Raw genomic sequence first — 17,673 nt, 5'->3', positions numbered from 1 at the left:
ACATGACAGCGTTCGGCTTCCTGACGGTCGCACCGGTCATCGAGGAGAGCATGTCCGGCGAGGTTGCTAAAGCGGTCGCAGCCATCGAGGAGCACGATGTTGGCTACGAGACGACGCCGATGGGGACGATCATCGAGGCCGAGGATCCGGCGGATATCTTCGCCGCGGCGGCCGACGCCCACGATGCGGTCGACGCCGACCGCGTCGAGACGCTGCTAAAGATCGACGATAAGCGGGCGGTCGAGCATGCCGCCCAGGACAAAGTTGAATCCGTCGCCAACGAACTCGGGCACGATCCCGAACGCGATCTCGAGGAGTAACCGACGGCGACCGGGCGGTCGGCCCGGCGGCCGCCTGTAGCATGAGTTTTCAAGCCCCCGTTCGAAGCGGGGGCATGGATCAACTCAACCGGATGGCGACCGAACTCGTCGACGAGGCGATCGACTTCGCCGACGAGCTCGGAGTCGCCGAGTTTCGACTCGACAACGAGGCGACTGTGCTTGACTTCGGCGTCGACCATCCCGGCGGCGTCGAGGCGGGTCTGATGCTCACCGAGATCCAGACTGCGGGACTCGCCTCCGTCACGTCGCACCTGGAGTCGATCGCTGACGCCTCGATCCCGCACGTCGAACTGACGACTGACCATCCCGTGTTGGCGCTGCTGGGCTCACAGAAGGCTGGCTGGGAACTCGCAACCGAGGACTTCGAGGGACTCGGTAGCGGACCCGCACGAGCACTGGTCGCCGACGAGGATGTTTTTGACCGGCTGGGCTATGCCGAGGCGTTCGACTTCGCAGTCCTCGCTATCGAGGCCGACGAGCTACCGACCGACGCGGCAGCCACACAAGTCGCCGACCTGGCTGGCGTCGACGAGAGCGCAGTCTTCTTGCCGACCTACGCGACGGCCTCGATCACGGGCAGTGTCTCGGCCGCGGCGCGGGCTAGTGAACTCGCCGTCTACCGGCTGTTCGAGTTGGGTTACGATCCGGCTGACGTCCATTCCGTGTCGGGAACGGCCCCGGTCGCGCCCGTCGCGAGCGACGAGACAGCAGCGATGGCCCGGACGAACGATGCGCTGGCCTATGGCGGCGAGGTTCATCTTATCGTCGAGTCGGCGTTCGATCGCTTCGACGAACTCCCCTCGACGGCCAGCGATGAGTATGGTCAGCCCTTCGCCGACATCTTCGCGGAAACAGATTGGGACTTCGAGGAACTCCCGGCGGACGTCTTTGGCCCCGCCCAGGTTACTGTCGACGTGATCGGCGGTGAGACGACGACCTACGGCGAGACGAGCGAGGCGTTGCTGGTCGAGAGTTTCGGGCTGTAAGCTGCGAGACGGGACCGAAACACGTCGACTGCGAACGTAGACGGTCGATCGCTGGCAGCTAGGGTTATTGCAATCGGGGGTCCCTACCCTTGTCCGGTCGCTTCACCGCGTGATCGAACCGATTTCGGCCGGAACGCGAACTGTTCGGAACCGATGTAGTTGATGATCGAACCGGCGAGGATCGCGACTGCGTTCGCTCCGAGTGCTGGCAGTCCTATCAGCTCCACCGACCCGGACAGTACGGCGGTATAGACGACAAACCCGCCGATACTGACCGCGTGAAACCGGAGGTACTGTGCCCGCAATCGACCGGGAGGACGGTCGAACGTGAGCAACCAGTTCCCAACGAAATTACCGTGCAAAGCCACCAGAAAGGCCACGATACCGGCCGCGACGTAATGAACGCCCGTGACGTCGTGGGCCAGTGCGAACACTGCCATGTTCAACAGCGCACCGATCGCGCCGATCGCGCCGAATTCCACCATTTGAACAGCCCGTTCCGCGTCAACGGTGTCACCCATCCCTCGCGAGGTGAACCCGAGCGCAAGGACGTGTTCGAGGAACGCGACGTACTCCCCTGCAGAAAGCTTCGAATCACCGCGTTCGCGTTCCCGGAACACGTACGGGACTTCCACGACCGAGTCGTAGTCGCCCTTGACGAGCACTTCGAGCAGCATTTTGTACCCTGTGGGATCCAGTTCGACGCTCTCGACGACAGACTGACGGATCGCGAAGAATCCGCTCATCGGATCCGCGAGCGACCTGGCTTCGGGCACACAGACGCTCGCGACGGCCGAAGCCCCGCCACTGACCGCCCGACGATACCACGACCAGTTCTCGATCCCTCCGCTGTCGGTGTAGCGACTGCCGATGGCGACGTCCGCCCCCGCTTCTAAGGCCTCGAGTAACGCCGCTATCTTCGCTGGCGGATGCTGCAGGTCGGCGTCGATGACCGTACAGTATTCCGCGGATGCCGCCCGGAATCCCCGGGCAATTGCCGTCGCCAGCCCCGACTGTTCGCGTCGCCGTATCACTCTCACCCGGTCGTCCGTCGTGAAACACTCCCTGGCGAACTTCCAGGTGCCGTCGGGACTGTCGTCGTCGACGACGATCACTTCGATGTCGTACGTCGCGAGAGCGTCGAGACAGTGCCTGACAACCTGCTGGACGTTCTCCCGTTCGTTGTAGGTCGGAATGACGACGGAGACGCTGGTCTGCCGATTCGCCTGAGGGTCGGGCGACGCTGCTGTCCCCCGGGGTGATTGCACAGACATGCCACCCCTCACTGGAAATACGTTGTCGACGCCCGGTCTCCGCCAGATGCGGCCGCGACAGTGTCCGTACCGTTCGCCCACTTGGACCGCGCCCACCTGGACCGCGCCGGCCCGGACCGCTCGCCGGGGCCGTCTGGCCTCCCGAAGCCAGGATGGTGCCGTCTCCCCTGTTGGACTGATGGCTCTGCTGTCCTGCGATCATTTCGTTCGAAACGCTCTACGACCCCCCAGCCGCACGGTGCTGTCATCCGTCTCATGGTTACCTTGCCAGCGGGTCGCTGCGGAGGGACCACTCCCTCTCCCCCGGACAGAACCCGCAATCGACACGGTGAAAATTTCGTTCACCTTGTTAAAAACTTACTATTCTAAATCCTTTTCAATAGTGTAGTCTATACGACTGTAGAGTGGCGTCTGGTGGCGTTTCGGGTTCGGAACACTGTGTCCGGATGGCCTCGGAAACACGATAGATCACCGTTTGCAAGCGGTAACCGTGGCGGTTTGCTTCTCACGACGATCGTGGATGAGTTCCAGACCGTCAGTAGAGACACCTGGGCTGTCCGTATCCCGGAGTCGTTTTCAATCGGGATCCCCTCCAAATACACATGACTGTCGACGCCGTGTTGTTCGATCTTGATGATACTCTCTGTGAGTACCGACGGCCCGCCGGTGACGTACTCGAGATTGCCTTCGAGCAGGTGGGGGCCGATCCGTTCTTCGCGGTCGAAGACTACTATCGCCGCTTCGGGGAGTTCGTCGAGTCGGGCGACGACATTCGGGACGTTCGTCGGCGCTGTTTCAGCACGATCGCCGACGAAAACGGGATGGATGGCGACGTGGGACGGGCCATTGCCGAGGCGTTCACAGCCGAGCGCGACCAGACGAACGTCCGCTTTCTCCCGGGTGCAGAGACCGCTTTCGAGCGGATGCTCGACCGCTATCGCGTCGGGATCGTCACCAACGGCGATCCCTGGATGCAGTCCCAAAAGCTCGCTGGGTTGGGGCTTGAAGGCCGGGTAGAGACGGTCGTCCACGGCGGCCACGACGCGCCGTACAAACCCGATCCGGAGCCGTTCTACGAGGCCCTCGACGCGCTTGGCGTGGATCGCGATCGGGCCGTCCACATCGGCAATTCACTGGAGAGCGACGTAGCGGGCGCGCACAACGCTGGCGTCACGTCAGTCTGGCTCGACGGCGACACCGATATCGATCCGGATCCAGTCCCCGAGTACCGCGTCACGTCGATGCACGACGTCGCCGACGAACCCTGGGCCTGATCACGAGAGGAGTCCCTCGTTCGCCACTCTCTATTCGATCGGAACTGTTCGCTGACAATCTCGTTGATTTAACTATCCAAGACCCGCTGGATCGCCGTCTGCGTAGACGACGCAACCGGAAAACCAGTTGTGTCTCGGCTCAGCTGAACAGACCGCTGATCAGGAGCATCAAACCGACGAACAAACGACGACACCCCTCATCTTGAATTGCGTAACTCTCCACGCCGCGGCCTCTGTCCCGTCGAACGAGTTCGTACTGCCGATGGCATCGATCGTTTCGCTCATATCAGCGACCGAACGGCCACGAACAACCAGTATGGCGCCGACTACCAGGAGCAGGACTCCGACGACTACGTCTTCGATGAGGACCATATCGTCCTCTATGAAATATATTGCAAAGATATTTTCGCCAGGATCGTTCCGCTGTCGTTCGCTTCCCCCACGCTCTCGGCGGTATCATTCCACGCCCGTCACGTCTGTCACGGTCCCGACGCCCTTCGATCGCCCCTCACGGAAGACGAAGCGCTGGCCTTCCTCGATTAGGTAGGGCCGGAACTTGAAGCGAACACGTGCCCGTCCGGTATCGCCAGGCAGGAGTTGCCCACCCTCGGGGTAGAACGCGGCGGCCTCGCTGACTGTTTCTAGGTGGACGACGGGTTCGTAGCCCTCGCCGATCCGCGTCGGGTGGTTGAGCACCATCACTTCGGCCTCGAACTCCCGGACGGGGTCGGGGTCGGCGTCGCGGGGAAGCAGGACCATCCCGCGTTCGACATCCTGCTCTGGGACACCCTTCAGCGCAATGCCGACGATCCGACCCGCCCGGGCTTCATCAACGCGATGGTAGTGCATCTCGATCGAGCGGGCCTCGACCTCCCGGAAGCGACCATCGTCCATCGGCCCGAGCAGGAGTTCGTCGCCGGCCTCGACCCGGCCGGCGTTAATCGTTCCCGAGGCGACTGCACCGACACCGGTGACGTTGTAGCTCCGGTCGACGTACATCCGGAACTGGGCGGTTTCGTCGCCGCCAGTCTTGGGCAGGCGTTCGAACAGTTCATCGAGGGTGTCCAACCCCTCCCCAGAGACGGCGCTGGTTGTCACCACCGGGACGACCGTCTCGCTTATCTCCTCGATCGCGGCGTCGACACCGTGGCGGTCGACGTTCAGGGGCGTTCGGTCGACATCCCGCAGGAGTCGTTCGACCTCGCGTTCTACTTCCAGGACGCGCTCGTCGTCGACCAGATCGGCCTTCGTGATAGCGACCATCGTCGGGAGGTCCGTCGCCAGCAGGATACCCAGATGCTCGCGGGTGGTCTTGGTCGGTCCATCGTCGGCAGCAACTGTTAGTAGCCCGTAGTCGAGTTTCTGGCCGACGAGCCCCCGGATCGTCGTCCGGAGCCAGGGTTCGTGGCCGACGGTATCGACGAAGCTTACGAGGCGATCGGCCTCCTCGACGATCCGGGCCCGGTCGGTCTTCCGGTCGGGATTGTCCATCCGGACCGGGCCGTCGTCGTCGAAGCCGTAGACGCCATAGGAAAGATCGGCCGACAGGCCGCGTTCGACTTCGTGAGGCCGGACGTCCAGGAACGACCGCGTCCCGCCTTGCCCGTCGTCAGCTTGCCCAGTGACGAGCGACCCAACGAGCGTACTCTTGCCGTGGTCGACGTGGCCTGCCGTCCCGACGACGATGTGCTCGTCGTCCTCCATGACGGCCCCCTCCTGGATCGTCGCGACGCCGACGAGTCCACACTCGCCCGACTGGCCACGGACGGCGTTGCCCGCCTCGTCAACGCCCCACGTTTCGACGTCTTCGATGTGGGCGCCCGCCTCGTCGGCCAGCAACGAGAGGACGTCCATCGACTCCGAGAAAGCCTCGGGTTCGAGGCCGGCAATCCCTCCGTCGTCCGTGACGCCGACGACGTACGTCGCCTCGCTGTCACCCGAGAGGACGCGGTGACGCAACTGGGCGGCCAGACTTTCCAGTCGTCCGTCGGTGAGGTGGGTCTCGCGGGTGAGCCGTTCTTTGAACTCGACGCTGCCGCCCTCGCGCTCGCCGCGCTCGATCGCATGCTCGAGGACGGCCCGGTCGGCGTTCATGGGAATCGCTAACGGGGGTGTCACCAAAAACCTTCGCCGGTGTTGGGTCCGTAACGGCCGGTATCGGTCGGTTGAGGGACGTTGACAAACAATACTGAACCGCGATAGAACGGCCAAGCGTTTTCCCGGCTGCTCTCTCAAAGCCGATATGGCACCGACCGACGCCCAGCAGGTGTGTTTCGAACTCGGGATCAAATTCGGCTCGCTGTACCACCAGTTCGCCGGGACGCCGATCAGTCCCGCGAGCGCTGCCAATCTCGCGGCCGCGATCGAGAGCGCGATCGAGAACCAGCCCCACTGTCGGGACGTAACTGTCGAGATGAAGACCGCGGCGATCCGGGAGGCGGTCGATCCCGGCGTGGGGTATACCGAGTTCACCGGCGAGTTCGCCGATGTGGAAATCGTCGTCGCCTACGAGGGGATCGAGGCGACCGCCGTCATGGAGATGGACGACGGCTACCCGCGGATGCGGCTGGTTTCGGTCGCGTGAACGACTCATTCTTCCGCTTCAGGGTGTGAAGCCGGGCAAAACGCTAAGACGACTCCGGGTGGAACAGACGGTATGGCCCTCTACGCGGTCGAACGGATCGACGACGCGGTTGACATGACCCGCTCGTTTCTCAGCCCCGTCGAGGCGGGGCGGTGGGGACGGCTGGCGGTGGTCGTCGCGTTCTTGCTGGGTGGTACCGGCGGCGGGGGTGGTGCCGCTTCGACTGTGACGAACACTCCCACGACTGCCGGGTCGATACCGGAGAACGGGCTTCCCGAACTCTCCGCCGAGTTCCCCGAACTCACGGGAACGGCCGTCGCGGTCGTCATCGGCGTGATCGCCCTGCTGGTACTGGGCGGGCTGGTCGTCGCTGCGATCGGTGCCGTCATGGAGTTCGTCTTCGTCCAATCGCTCTCGGCGGACGAGGTCCACGTCCGGCAGTACGTCCGTCGGTACGCTGGCAAGGGAGTACGGCTGTTCGGCTTCCGGATCGTCCTCGGACTCGGGACACTGGCCGTCCTTGGCGGAGCCACCGTGTTGCTGTTCGGAGACGTCTTTGCGGGGCTACTTGCTGGCGAAGTCGGCGTCCCGTCGGCGAGTCGTCTCGTCGTCGGTGCGATCCTCTTGGTGCCGCTGGGAATCGCTGTCGGGGTCCTCGTGGCGCTGGCAAACGGGTTCACGACGGAGTTCGTCGTCCCGATCATGCTCCGTGAGGACCGCGGCGTCCTCGCGGGGTGGCGACGCTTCTGGCCGACGTTGGTAGACCAGTGGAAACAGTACGGCACGTACGTCCTGGTCGCGTTCGGCCTCCACATCGTCACCGAGATTGCCGGAACCATCGTCCTCGGGATCGCCGCCGTCGCCCTGGCGATTCCGTTCCTGATCGTCGCGGTCCCCGTCGGCTTCGGGATGATCGGCAGCGGGACGATCACGGCCGGGGCGGTCGTCCTGCTGGTCGCGCTACTGGCGGCGTATCTGCTCGTCCTGTTCGTGGCGGCGGCCGTGATCTACGTCCCGATCAAGGTTTTCCACCGTCAGTACGCCCTGCTCGTCCTGGGGGACACGAACACCAACTTCGACGTGCTGGGTGATCGCCGTCCGTCACAGTCGCTCTGAGAGCCCTCGCTCCGCTCTCAGGTAGCCGAACGCTGTGGTTGGGTGTCGTTCACTTTCAGTTTCGGGCAATCTTTTAACCGGAGTGCGATTGAATCCCTACACATGAGCCAGGCAACACTTGACGACGAGGACCTCTTCGGGGAAGCAGCCAGCGAGATGCGCTCGGACGTCGAAGCGCACCTCGAAGCGACCCGGGCAGCATTGCCCGACGTGGACGCCATTTGGGCGGTCGAGGCCGACAACACGCTGGGCGTGCTCAATGCGCTACGGTCTGGGCTGGACCCGGGGGACGCCGAGGACCACCTCCGGGACGCCAAGAAGTGGTACACGATGGGTGAGCGCGCCGACGCCTTCGAGGACGCCGGGGACCTGGAGGACGAAATCGAGGAACTCGAAGGGATCGTCACCGATCTATCCGAGGCCCGCGAGCAGGTTGGCGAGTTGACGAGCACGATCCCGGAACTCAAAAGCGCCCTCGAAGACGCCGACGTAGACGACGTAGACGACGAGGACAACGAGGAGTAGCTATAGCTCCCCCGGACGATCACGCTCGGCGACGCGGGAAAGCAGCGCCGCCAGCGCGTCGGCGGCCTCGGCGAGCAACCGTTCGCCCAACTCGCCGTCGCCGTCGGCTGGATCGCCGACGACCCCGTTGTCCGCGAACCCGTCGGTGTCGCAGGCGAGATTGACGCTTCCCTCCCACTCGCCCCAGCGGTCGGCCGCGTCTTCGCCCGCGGTCTCCTTTCTCTCGCTGTCGATCAACTCGGGTGCAACGTGTTCGAGCAGTGCCGTCTCGACGGGTCCCGCATGCCCCATCTCGATCCCGTCGGGATCGACGGCTTCGAACCAGGTGAACGGGACGGCGTAGGCGTCGCCGTCTCTGGTGATTCGGGCGCAGACTTCCCTGAGCGCAGCGGTGTTGCCGCCGTGGCCATTGACGACGACGATCCGGCCGAAGCCGTGGTGGGCCAGCGCCTCGATGGTCTCGCGGATGTACGCCCGGAAGGTGTCTTCGCTGACCCACAGCGAGCCAGCGAACGCGCGGTGTTCTTCTGACACGCCGACCGAGATCGACGGGGCGACGACCACTTCCCACTCGGCTGCGTCGGCACCCGCTTTGGCGACTGTCTCCGCGGCGATCGCGTCGGTTCCCAGGGGGGCGTGTGGACCGTGCTGTTCGGTGGATCCGACGGGAAGGACTGCGAGATCCGTCCCGGTCGATTCGACATCCGTCCAGGTGGCTTCAGTAAGCTTCATGTCTCACTGGGGAATCCGCTGGCGCAAAACGCTTCCGCGAGTCACGCATCACTCACCGATCGCGTCAGTCGTCGTCGGCCTCGGTCTGTGCGCGTCGCCGGGCCGCCCGTTCGATGAACTCCTCGGGGAGTTCGTCGATCTCGCCGGCCTGGACTGCCCAGAGTTTGGCGTAGAGACCATCGGCGACGAGCAACTCCTCGTGGGTGCCGCGTTCGACGATCCGACCGTCCTCGACGACGACAATCTGTTCGGCGTCCTTGATAGTCGAGAGCCGATGGGCGATCGCGAAGGTGGTCCGATCGGCGGTGAGTTCGTCCAGGGAACGCTGTATCAGCATTTCCGTCTCCGTGTCCACGTCGGACGTCGCCTCGTCCAGCACGAGGACCTCCGGGTCTTTGAGGATCGCACGCGCAAGCGCGATCCGCTGGCGTTGGCCGCCCGAGAGTTTCACTCCGCGTTCGCCGACTTTCGTATCGTAGCCCTCTGGGAGATTCTGGATGAATCGGTGGGCTTCGGCCATCTTCGCGGCCTCGACCACTTCGTCTTTGTCGGCGTCGAAAGTGCCGTACTCGATGTTCTCCCGGACGGTGCCGTAGAACAGAAACGTCTCCTGGCTAACGTAACCCATCGCCTGCCGGAGGCTGGGAATCGTCGCGTCTCGGAGGTCCGTCCCGTCGATACGAATCGCGCCCTCGTCGACATCGTACATCCGCAGGAGAAGTTTCATGATGGTGGACTTGCCGGCGCCCGTCGGGCCAACCAGTGCGACGGTGTCCCCACCCGCGACGTCGAAGGAGATGTCCTCGACGATGGGATCCTTCTCGTCGTAGCCGAAGGTGACGTCGTCGAACGCCACGTGGCCCTCAGTTACCTCGAGGGGTTTGGCGTCGGGATCCTCGACGATCCGGCTCGGTGTATCCATTAACCCGAAGATTCGCTCGCTGGAGGCGTGGGCGCGCTGGTACATGTTGATGATCTGCCCGAACTGCGCCATCGGCCAAATGAACCGCTGGGAGAGCAGGATAAACCCGACGAACTGTCCCTCACTCAGGGTGCCGGTGAAAAACCACGGAGCGGCCCCGGTCGTCTGGTAGGTCACCACCCAGATCCCGCCGAGCAGGAACGTGGCGACGAACCCGACCCCAGAGAGCAGTCGCAGGCTGGGGAAGAACTTGATGCGGGTGTTGATGGCCGCCCAGTTGGCGTCGAAGTAGTCCTCGGAGACGTCGTCAACCCGGTCCGATTCGAAAGTCTCGGTGTTCGCGGTCTTGATCACCTGGATGCCGCCGAGGTTGTTCTCCAGCCGCGAGTTCAGCTGGCCGACCGACGAGCGGACCTCGGCGTACTGGGGCTGGATGATCTGGACGAACTTGTAGGTGAAAAAGCCGATCAGCGGCACGACCCCGAGCGTCACCAGCGCGAGTTGCCAGTTCCAGTAGAAGAGGATGGCGGCGATGCCGAGCACCATGATCGACAGCCGGAAAAACGAGTTCATCCCGTCGTTGAGGAACCGCTCCAGCCGGTTGACGTCGTTCGACAGGATGGACATCAGTTCGCCGGTCTGCTTGTCGGCGAAGAAGTCCATGTTCAGCCGCTGCATCTTGTCGTAGGTGTCCGTCCGGACGTCGTGCTGGATGTTCTGGGAGAAGATGTTCCAGCCCCAGTTGCGCATCCAGTGGAAGGCGGCGCCGATCAGGAAGGCCGTGGCGATGATCGCCACCGTGAGCCATAGTTGGCCGGCCCGAGTCCCGGGGAGCCAGGCGTCGGGGACCAGCCAGAGACTGAAGGCCTGGTCGCCGAAGATCCCGTCGATCGCGACAGTCAACAGCAGTGGCGGCAGGAGGTCGAGGATCCGGGCGGCGACGCTACTGACGAACCCGACGGCAAAGGGGACCCGGTAGTCCCAGCCGTACGAGCGAAAGAGCCGGGCCATCGGGCGATCGACGCGCTCGCGAACGTCTTCAAACACGTCGTCATCATCGAGTTCAGAAACGCCCATCGAAACGCATGACGGGTCTGCCGGTGAAAAGCTCATCGCCCCTTCTCATAGTGATCACTGTAGACCTGTTTCACTCCACCACGCATTCGTGCGGTCGTAGCGGTACATACCGACAGTACTCACTATCAGTCGTGAACTCTCTCCGGAATCGAGACGCGATCGCCCACGGAGATACCGGTTTGATTCGTCCAGCCGTACGGCACTTCGAGGACGTACCGGCCCTCCCCCCGGTATCGCCGGTCGGGATTCTCGGGATCGTCGGCGACTGGTGCGTGGTGAATCTCCGTGATCTGCCCGTCGGCGTCGATGAAGACGATGTCGATCGGGAAGGACATGTTCCGCATCACGTAGGTGTAGGTACCCGTTTGCTCGTGGACGAACAACATCCCATGGCCGTCTTTGAGGTCGGTGGTCTCGCTGAGTCCGACCCAGCGTTCGTGTTCGGAATTCGCGATCCGGATATCGACGCTGGCGAGGGTGGTGTTGGTGACGTCGTGGACCGTCACCGTGGCGTTCCCGTAGTCGAGGGGATACAGCACCGACGCGAGGGGGCCGGACGGGCTGACCAGGACGAGGACAAGGGCAATGGCCAACAGGATCAAGACGATTGCGTTGATGAGGCGGCTACGCTTCACAGGGGACATACGGACAGGGGGCGTGAAAGTGTTCGGGCGAGACAGTAAGGGTTATTCCCTCTGGTGGGAAATTGGTGGTGTCGGGTCCGTGGTCTAGGTTGGTTATGACGTGGCCTTTACAAGGCCGAGGTCGGTGGTTCAAATCCGCCCGGACCCACTTCTGACGGCGACTGCGACGAGTGAAACGAGGAGCCAGCGCCGTCTGTGTGGGTGACGAGGATTTGAAGCAGACGTGACGCGCGCAGCGAAGCGAGCACGTCAGGGCGTGGTTCAAATCCGCCCGGACCCACTGAGTTTTCGCGGCGCTCACTTGCGAGCGCCGCGTATGCGGAGCGGCCGGCGGATTGGAAGCAGGGAGCGGAAGGTGAGTGAGCGATAGCGAACGAACGGGAGCGACCGAGGTTCAAATCCGCCCGGACCCACTCACCTTCTGCACGATTCGTAATTATGCCGTTTTCGTATTTTTCAGTGCTTATAGCCGGTGATCGGGTCGTTCCTTCGCCGGTCAAATAGGGGGTCTTGACGGTCGAATCCGTTCAGTCCGTGAACGGGTTCGGCTTCCAGAGGGGGTTCCAGCCGGATAATGTGGAGAACTGCCAATCAAAGCATTAAAAAACTAGTCAAATATATGATCTCAATGGTAGATCGACTCCAGTCTGGATTTTCTGGCTCCGATGATCGCTTTCCCAGCTGGTAGAGTCTGTATCAGCCTAGCCTTCCCGTAGAAGACCAATCAGAGCGTCTCCCGGAGAGCTTGCTCGCAACTGTTCGGCTCCCGGTTTCGATAGGGGGCTGTGATACCGATCAAGAGTAACAGTCACGGTCTCGGGACCAACTGAATGTCTTCAGGCAGTGCGCGGATCCGTACCAGGTTCCGGAAGTCGTCGGTCACCAATGCATCCACGTCGGGCGCGTTCGCCGGCATGATCACGGCAGTCCCATCCTTGTCGAGACCGTGATCCGGTAGTTCGTCGGGGTATCGTTCCGATCCAGTGGATCGACGCGCGTGTAGTGCTTGCTGGTGGAGAGGACGTTGGGGCATGTTTCAGATGGCCCCTTGTGGGCTTTACTTTCACCTTGGTAGGATGAACCTTATTAGAGAGCCGTATGATTTCGATGGCGCAATGCGAACAACTGAACGGCGAGAGGTGAGGTGACGCTGGATGCGTGTACTCGTCCGCTTGCGGGCACGAACCGGCGCAGCATACGACAACGCGTATCACCACAAGCTCCGCGGGCGGCTCTGGGGAGCCCTCGACGGGACGGACTACGAGGCCAGCCACGACGAGAACCGCCCGAAGGCGTTCACGTACTCGAACCCCTTCCCGCCGGGCGACATGGAGGAGGGCGACGAGCGAACGCTCCTCGTCGCCTCGCCGTACGAGGATCTGCTGGCCCACGTCGCCGCCGATCTGAAGGACGACCGCGAGTTGAACATCGGTGAGATGCCGTTCACCGTCGAGCAGATCACGCCGGTCTCGCCGGATGTCGGCGAACCCGGAACGAGCGGGACCATTTCGACTGGAACCGGCGTGTTGGTTCGGATCCCGCCCTGGCGTTTCGACGAGTACGGGATCGAGACGGACCACGACGAGGCTGAGTTCTGGCGCCCGGAACACTCGATGGAACCGTTCCGCAACCAGATCGAGGCGAACCTGGACAGGAAACACGACCTGTTCTGTCCGGACTATTTGCCCGGTCCGAGCGAGGTCGACGGCGAGCTGTTCGACGGCTACGAACTCATCAAGACCTTTGCGATTCCGGTCACGCCGACGACCGGCGAGACCGAGACGTGGGTGTTGAGCAAGTGGCGTTTCGAGTACACCGTTCGGGACGACGACCATCGACGCCACCTGAATCTACTGCTTGATGTGGGTATCGGCGAGCGCAATTCGCTCGGGTTCGGGTTCTGCAACATCGTCGACAAGACGGAACCCGGTGACACGGCACTGGAGGGTGAGAATGCTTTCGCTCGCTGAGTTCGAGATGACATGCCCGCTTGCCTACGTTCTCAAGGAGATCGCCTTGGACGGTGGTATCGGCCACCGGACGCCGGTCGGTCTCGGGCCACTCAATCATCGACGGGAGAACGATGAGTGACATAGCTCTCGACGCCAATGAGGACGCGGACGATATTGAGAATCTTCTCCTCGATCGTCCGATCGCATCGCTGTACGATGTGGCGTACCTCTACGGGAAGCTCCACGCGCTGAATACAGCAAAGGAGTACGATGTACCGATCGACGACCAGTACATCGAGCGGATGACCCACGAGTCCCGCACGGACTACTACGAGCAGGAAGTCGGGCTCCTCAGTATTCTCGTCGACCTCACTGGAGACGAGCCGACCTTCGGCAAAGCCGGCGAGTTGGACGGGCGACCGGACGACGACGAGTCACCGTTTGTCGCCGAGTCGCTTGACCGCGAGAAAATGCTCCGTGTCGGATTTAGTCGACAAGACAGTCGTGCAGCCGGCCACAATATGTCTTTAGCGCACGACGTATCGGGTCTATCTCTGACGACCGATGAGAAGAAAGAGAAATGTAAGAAATACGCTAAACAGTCATTCGAGCGATGGGCTGCGTCTGATGCTGTTGCGGACGTGGCCGATGACCACGGTGACGGGTGGATTCTTGAAGAACTCAAAAAGGTCGGGGAAGACGGCCACTTGATGGACATCATCGAAGACGAAGTCGTAGACGCCGTTCGCGAAACGTTCGGTGATGAGATCAACGGCGTCCTCTCCGCTCGCCTGAAGCTCCCGGACACCGACGGATACGTCTATCCAGGCGAAGTGGAGGTGCTGAACGAGGCGATGCTCCACAGGTGGGTCGAGAAGCGGATGCGGGCGTATTCGGCGGCCAAAGACGCGTCTGGCAATGGTCGGGGATACATCACCGGAGATACCGGTGAAGTGTTCGGATTGAGTGATTCCCCGCTTGAGCGGTACAAGGGGAAAATGGCTGAGAAGTTCCCGAATCTTGTGGTCGACGAGAGTTGGCAGCAACGCCCGCTCACTGCTGAGGCCGCGTTTGCCGTGTCCTCAGCCGTGCCACTGCTGGGGAACTTCGTACAGGTCCTCGGTGGTGATACGCAGGCGTATTACGTCCCATACGTCCCCGAACCGACGGTTGAGCAAGCACTCGCACTGTACGGGTTGGCCATGGACGCCGCGGACAACAACGGGACGATCGTCGACGTACTCGACGACGTCGCAAATAACCCCATCAGTCCGCTAAAAGGCGATCTCCAATTCCACTACGTGGCCACGTACACACCGGGGAATAAGCGGAAGTTCATCCAAGAGGAGCCATGCGTCGATCCGGAACGGATTCGTGCCATTCAGGATGCACACACTACCGTACTGAGAGGCGATCTCGTCGCTCCCGATGGCGACAGTCAGCCTCTGTTCCCTTCGCCATCGTACGGTCGGCTGGACGACGATGGAGAAGACGAGCAGGGGAGCAAGTACCTGCGGCCGAACGCACCGGTCGTCTCTGGGATCCTCACCGGTGGGTACTTCCAGAGTACCTTCCGGCACCAGAGTACGGATGAGGACAGAGACGATCACGGAACGACAGATCTCCGAGCGGAGGCGACGAGCACTGCCATTGCCTCCAACGGCCAATTTGACCCAGACTGGCTTCTCGCACAGTACGTCCCACGTTTGATCAGCGATCAGCGGAGTGCGTTTGAAGACGGCGACGAGCTCCCCGAGTCGCTTCTCACCCGCCAGTACGTCCAGATGCAGGCGCTTGCCCGCGCGGACGTCCTCGGTGATCCGTCCTCAGACGACCCACGAACCATCCCAGCAAGCACTGAAGCCATGAGTGACAAGACTGAATTTAGTGACAGAGACGATCGACTTGAACAGTTCATCGACAGCCATCCTGCCCTCGACGAGGATGAGGAGCGCCGTGCAGCATTCCTCCTTGGCGCGCTGGTCGGTCGCGTGGCAGCGTATCAGAGTCAAAGCGGTATCTCGCGCACCGTAATTCGCCAACATCCTATCGACGCGATGACGCGGCGGCGAATCAGCACCACGCTCGCCAAGGTGCTGGAGAAGAACGCTCACTACTCTGACGACGACGAAAAGGCGGGGATGCTGATGAACGATCGATATATCTCACGACTAAACGACATCGTGAACCGCCGTCCACCGCAGGAGTGGTCGCTCTCGACCGACGACCTCCGGATGCACTACGGCCTCGGCCTCACCTACGGCAAGAACGACACCACGCTCGACGACGCAGACGAAGAGGAGTCCGAAGCACCAGCAGCCGAGGCACAGACTGACGACTGACCACGCCGATCAACCAGAATACAAAAATGGCCGAAACCAACGATGACACCATCCAGAACCGCTCCGAAATCGCCTTCGTAATCGACGCTAAGGACACCAATCCTAACGGCGACCCACTCACCGCGGACAACGAACCGCGCATCGATCCCGTCACCGGACAGTGTGTCGTCACCGATGTCCGGCTTAAGCGGTATATTCGGGACCAGCTCGTGGAAGACGGCCACGTCGTGTTGATCGCCAACCCGAACGATGATGTTCTGACCCGCGAGGAGATGTACGACGCTGTTGAAGCAGAGATGGGCATCAGCACCGAAGAGGCAGAGCCCGAGGAACTGCTTGAGGCGTTCGTAAAAACCGCTGCCGACGTGCGATACTTTGGTGCAACAATCTCGCTCGACACGGATTTAGCCGAAGACCTCCCCGACCAGTTCGAGGGTCCCGTACAGTTCAACCACGGCCGCAGCTACCACCAGGTCGCGCGCAACACCGAGTCCAAGCAGCTTGCGACTGTCATTGCTAACGAGGACGAAAGCCAGGAAGACGGGAAGAAAGATCAGGGCACGTTCGCCACGGACAATCGCATCAGCTACGGTGTCATCGGCTTCGGCGGCCGCATCAACGACAATGCCGCCGCGGACACGAACCTGTCCGAAGTCGATGTGGAGCGACTCGACACGCTCTGCTGGCGAGCGCTGAAGAACCAGACTGTTACCCGCTCGAAGGCTGGTCAACAGCCCCGTCTCTACGTCCGCGTCGAATACGAGCAAGACGGCTTCGAGATCGGGCGGCTTAACGACCGCATCGGCGTGGCCAGTGACCTGCCCGAGGACGAGATTCGCGGGATGGGCGACTTCCACCTCGACGTCTCGGAACTCGTGGCCGCGCTTGCCGAACATAAGGCCCGGATCGACACCGTCCACGTCACCGCCGACAGTGCCGTTGACTTCGCGCTCCCCAGCGGCGAGACGGGCGACCGCGAGGCTTTCTTCACCGCCCTCGAAGATTCTCTCGGTACCGAGGCGGTCGACGCCTACGACGTGTACGAGCGGTACACGAACTGAAACCGCCCCTCATTTCTCTGCATATGACGCAACAAGACCCCACCGACTACGCGTCCGATGGCGGCGACTCGTCGACCGCTCGGTACGTTCCTGATACTTGCATCGGGTTCGACATAACCGCTGACTTCGCCCACTTCCGGAAGGTCGGTAACAATAGCGCCAAGCCCAGCTACCGCGTCCCGCCACGGACGACCATCGCCGGATTGCTCGCGGGGATTATGGGAATGGCGCGAAACAGTTACTACGACCTGTTTTCCCCGTCGTCGTCCGCGATCGCGGTTGTCCCGAAGGAGATGCCCCACACCTACACGATGGGGATCACCACGGTCAACACGAACGAACAAGCCATCCAGTACCTCCCAGAGGAAAAGCACTACACGAAGTCGGCAGAGATGCTGACCCCCAAGTCCTACGTGGAGTACGACCGCCAGCGCGACACCTACGAGATGCTCGTCGACCCGGTGTATCGGATCTATGTCGCACTCGCCGACGAGGATACCCACAACGAACTGTGGGAACGCCTCGAAAACTCGCGGTACCACTACTCGCCGGCACTCGGCCTTTCCGAGTGCATCGCTGACATCCGAAACGTGGACACGCATACGGTCGAATCCGCCACCACAGACGCCGTCGACTCGGCTGCGTACGACGACTCCGCGGTCATTCCTAAACCCGGTGTCAGCATCAAGCGCGAGCGGGCCCCACTGTACATGGAAGCGACCGACGACGGCCGGCGGACGACCACGTATGGAAACATTACGTACGCGGCTGGCGACGATCGGCTTCCGATGGACGCCACGCGGACGTACGCGGTTGGCGACCACGAAGTAATCCTTTACTAAC

18 protein-coding genes and 1 tRNA gene are annotated in these 17,673 nt (G+C 62.1%); 12 read left to right on the top strand and 7 right to left on the bottom strand.

What is annotated here, in order from left to right; genetic code table 11:
- The first annotated feature begins 2 nt into the window (after positions 1–2).
- Positions 3–320 carry a thiamine-binding protein gene (locus BN2694_RS08670; RefSeq protein ID WP_135664057.1) on the top strand — a complete coding sequence of 106 codons (318 nt, stop codon included), beginning with the start codon at positions 3–5 and terminating at the stop codon, positions 318–320.
- A gap of 74 nt (positions 321–394) precedes the next feature.
- Entirely contained in the window at positions 395–1,327 is a 933-nt protein-coding gene (gene mch, locus BN2694_RS08665) for a methenyltetrahydromethanopterin cyclohydrolase (protein WP_135664055.1), read from the top strand.
- 83 nt (positions 1,328–1,410) lie between these two features.
- On the opposite strand, the gene BN2694_RS08660 is transcribed toward mch, so the two are convergent.
- Positions 1,411–2,601 carry a glycosyltransferase gene (locus BN2694_RS08660; protein ID WP_135664053.1) on the bottom strand — a complete coding sequence of 397 codons (1,191 nt, stop codon included), beginning with the start codon at positions 2,599–2,601 and terminating at the stop codon, positions 1,411–1,413.
- Between the two features lie 602 nt (positions 2,602–3,203).
- Between BN2694_RS08660 and BN2694_RS08655 the strand changes: the two genes are divergently transcribed.
- Positions 3,204–3,875 carry an HAD family hydrolase gene (locus BN2694_RS08655; RefSeq protein ID WP_135664051.1) on the top strand — a complete coding sequence of 224 codons (672 nt, stop codon included), beginning with the start codon at positions 3,204–3,206 and terminating at the stop codon, positions 3,873–3,875.
- 168 nt (positions 3,876–4,043) lie between these two features.
- Here the strand turns inward: BN2694_RS08655 and BN2694_RS08650 are convergent, their stop codons facing one another.
- Together BN2694_RS08650 and BN2694_RS08645 are read right to left on the bottom strand one after the other, a co-directional pair.
- Positions 4,044–4,247: a hypothetical protein gene (locus BN2694_RS08650; protein ID WP_135664049.1), complete on the bottom strand. Its 204-nt coding sequence runs from the start codon at positions 4,245–4,247 to the stop codon at positions 4,044–4,046.
- Positions 4,248–4,331: 84 nt separating this feature from the next.
- A complete protein-coding gene (locus BN2694_RS08645; protein ID WP_135664047.1) occupies positions 4,332–5,969 on the bottom strand; it encodes a GTPBP1 family GTP-binding protein in 1,638 nt (545 codons plus the stop codon).
- A 148-nt stretch (positions 5,970–6,117) separates the two neighbouring features.
- Between BN2694_RS08645 and BN2694_RS08640 the strand changes: the two genes are divergently transcribed.
- The 3 genes from BN2694_RS08640 to BN2694_RS08630 all read left to right on the top strand — a co-directional run bounded on the left by BN2694_RS08640 (position 6,118) and on the right by BN2694_RS08630 (position 8,100).
- The gene (locus BN2694_RS08640; RefSeq protein WP_135664045.1) at positions 6,118–6,459 is read left to right on the top strand and encodes a dihydroneopterin aldolase family protein; all 342 of its coding nucleotides are present in this window, start codon (positions 6,118–6,120) and stop codon (positions 6,457–6,459) included.
- A gap of 72 nt (positions 6,460–6,531) precedes the next feature.
- Positions 6,532–7,575, top strand: coding sequence for a DUF7544 domain-containing protein (locus tag BN2694_RS08635; RefSeq protein ID WP_135664043.1), 1,044 nt, complete (start codon positions 6,532–6,534; stop codon positions 7,573–7,575).
- Positions 7,576–7,677: 102 nt separating this feature from the next.
- A complete protein-coding gene (locus tag BN2694_RS08630) occupies positions 7,678–8,100 on the top strand; it encodes a DUF5790 family protein (protein ID WP_135664041.1) in 423 nt (140 codons plus the stop codon).
- Here the strand turns inward: BN2694_RS08630 and BN2694_RS08625 are convergent, their stop codons facing one another.
- The 3 genes from BN2694_RS08625 to BN2694_RS08615 all read right to left on the bottom strand — a co-directional run bounded on the left by BN2694_RS08625 (position 8,101) and on the right by BN2694_RS08615 (position 11,475).
- Entirely contained in the window at positions 8,101–8,832 is a 732-nt protein-coding gene (locus BN2694_RS08625; protein ID WP_135664039.1) for a creatininase family protein, read from the bottom strand.
- 64 nt (positions 8,833–8,896) lie between these two features.
- On the bottom strand, positions 8,897–10,831 hold the full coding sequence (locus BN2694_RS08620; RefSeq protein ID WP_135664037.1) for an ABC transporter ATP-binding protein: 1,935 nt from the start codon (positions 10,829–10,831) through the stop codon (positions 8,897–8,899).
- A gap of 125 nt (positions 10,832–10,956) precedes the next feature.
- On the bottom strand, positions 10,957–11,475 hold the full coding sequence (locus BN2694_RS08615) for a DUF192 domain-containing protein (protein WP_135664035.1): 519 nt from the start codon (positions 11,473–11,475) through the stop codon (positions 10,957–10,959).
- A 73-nt stretch (positions 11,476–11,548) separates the two neighbouring features.
- Between BN2694_RS08615 and BN2694_RS08610 the strand changes: the two genes are divergently transcribed.
- Positions 11,549–11,623: transfer RNA gene (locus tag BN2694_RS08610), tRNA-Val, on the top strand.
- A 660-nt stretch (positions 11,624–12,283) separates the two neighbouring features.
- Here BN2694_RS08610 and BN2694_RS08605 read toward each other — a convergent pair.
- Entirely contained in the window at positions 12,284–12,508 is a 225-nt protein-coding gene (locus BN2694_RS08605; protein ID WP_135664033.1) for a hypothetical protein, read from the bottom strand.
- A gap of 121 nt (positions 12,509–12,629) precedes the next feature.
- Between BN2694_RS08605 and cas6 the strand changes: the two genes are divergently transcribed.
- Genes cas6 through cas5b form a run of 5 tightly spaced genes read left to right on the top strand, consistent with a single transcriptional unit; the run spans position 12,630 to position 17,672 of the window.
- Entirely contained in the window at positions 12,630–13,445 is an 816-nt protein-coding gene (cas6, locus tag BN2694_RS08600; protein ID WP_135664032.1) for a CRISPR-associated endoribonuclease Cas6, read from the top strand.
- The gene (locus BN2694_RS17075) at positions 13,429–13,566 is read left to right on the top strand and encodes a hypothetical protein (protein ID WP_167879992.1); all 138 of its coding nucleotides are present in this window, start codon (positions 13,429–13,431) and stop codon (positions 13,564–13,566) included. Before cas6 ends, BN2694_RS17075 begins: the two co-directional genes overlap by 17 nt.
- Positions 13,559–15,769, top strand: a complete 2,211-nt coding sequence (locus BN2694_RS08595) for a TM1802 family CRISPR-associated protein (RefSeq protein ID WP_135664030.1) — start codon at positions 13,559–13,561, stop codon at positions 15,767–15,769. Before BN2694_RS17075 ends, BN2694_RS08595 begins: the two co-directional genes overlap by 8 nt.
- Before the next feature lie 26 nt (positions 15,770–15,795).
- Positions 15,796–16,830 (top strand): type I-B CRISPR-associated protein Cas7/Csh2, encoded by a 1,035-nt coding sequence (gene cas7b, locus BN2694_RS08590; protein WP_135664028.1) that lies wholly within the window; start codon positions 15,796–15,798, stop codon positions 16,828–16,830.
- Positions 16,831–16,853: 23 nt separating this feature from the next.
- Positions 16,854–17,672: a type I-B CRISPR-associated protein Cas5b gene (gene cas5b, locus BN2694_RS08585; RefSeq protein WP_135664026.1), complete on the top strand. Its 819-nt coding sequence runs from the start codon at positions 16,854–16,856 to the stop codon at positions 17,670–17,672.
- The last annotated feature ends 1 nt before the right edge of the window (position 17,673 follow it).

This window comes from Halorhabdus rudnickae, assembly GCF_900880625.1.
Lineage (GTDB): Archaea > Halobacteriota > Halobacteria > Halobacteriales > Haloarculaceae > Halorhabdus > Halorhabdus rudnickae.
The sequence above is the reverse complement of the archived record's forward strand: the minus strand, read 5'-3'. Positions and strand labels throughout refer to the sequence as shown.

Bases quoted from the DNA above. Each gene is read 5' to 3' on its own strand.
- cas7b (WP_135664028.1), top strand. From the start codon at position 15,796: ATGGCCGAAACCAACGATGACACCATCCAGAACCGCTCCGAAATCGCC.
- BN2694_RS08595 (WP_135664030.1), top strand. From the start codon at position 13,559: ATGAGTGACATAGCTCTCGACGCCAATGAGGACGCGGACGATATTGAG.
- BN2694_RS08640 (WP_135664045.1), top strand. From the start codon at position 6,118: ATGGCACCGACCGACGCCCAGCAGGTGTGTTTCGAACTCGGGATCAAA.
- BN2694_RS08670 (WP_135664057.1), top strand. From the start codon at position 3: ATGACAGCGTTCGGCTTCCTGACGGTCGCACCGGTCATCGAGGAGAGC.
- BN2694_RS08650 (WP_135664049.1), bottom strand. From the start codon at position 4,247: ATGGTCCTCATCGAAGACGTAGTCGTCGGAGTCCTGCTCCTGGTAGTC.
- BN2694_RS08625 (WP_135664039.1), bottom strand. From the start codon at position 8,832: ATGAAGCTTACTGAAGCCACCTGGACGGATGTCGAATCGACCGGGACG.
- BN2694_RS08635 (WP_135664043.1), top strand. From the start codon at position 6,532: ATGGCCCTCTACGCGGTCGAACGGATCGACGACGCGGTTGACATGACC.
- BN2694_RS17075 (WP_167879992.1), top strand. From the start codon at position 13,429: ATGCTTTCGCTCGCTGAGTTCGAGATGACATGCCCGCTTGCCTACGTT.
- cas6 (WP_135664032.1), top strand. From the start codon at position 12,630: ATGCGTGTACTCGTCCGCTTGCGGGCACGAACCGGCGCAGCATACGAC.
- BN2694_RS08620 (WP_135664037.1), bottom strand. From the start codon at position 10,831: ATGGGCGTTTCTGAACTCGATGATGACGACGTGTTTGAAGACGTTCGC.
- BN2694_RS08645 (WP_135664047.1), bottom strand. From the start codon at position 5,969: ATGAACGCCGACCGGGCCGTCCTCGAGCATGCGATCGAGCGCGGCGAG.
- cas5b (WP_135664026.1), top strand. From the start codon at position 16,854: ATGACGCAACAAGACCCCACCGACTACGCGTCCGATGGCGGCGACTCG.
- BN2694_RS08655 (WP_135664051.1), top strand. From the start codon at position 3,204: ATGACTGTCGACGCCGTGTTGTTCGATCTTGATGATACTCTCTGTGAG.
- BN2694_RS08615 (WP_135664035.1), bottom strand. From the start codon at position 11,475: ATGTCCCCTGTGAAGCGTAGCCGCCTCATCAACGCAATCGTCTTGATC.
- BN2694_RS08630 (WP_135664041.1), top strand. From the start codon at position 7,678: ATGAGCCAGGCAACACTTGACGACGAGGACCTCTTCGGGGAAGCAGCC.
- BN2694_RS08605 (WP_135664033.1), bottom strand. From the start codon at position 12,508: ATGCCCCAACGTCCTCTCCACCAGCAAGCACTACACGCGCGTCGATCC.
- mch (WP_135664055.1), top strand. From the start codon at position 395: ATGGATCAACTCAACCGGATGGCGACCGAACTCGTCGACGAGGCGATC.
- BN2694_RS08660 (WP_135664053.1), bottom strand. From the start codon at position 2,601: ATGTCTGTGCAATCACCCCGGGGGACAGCAGCGTCGCCCGACCCTCAG.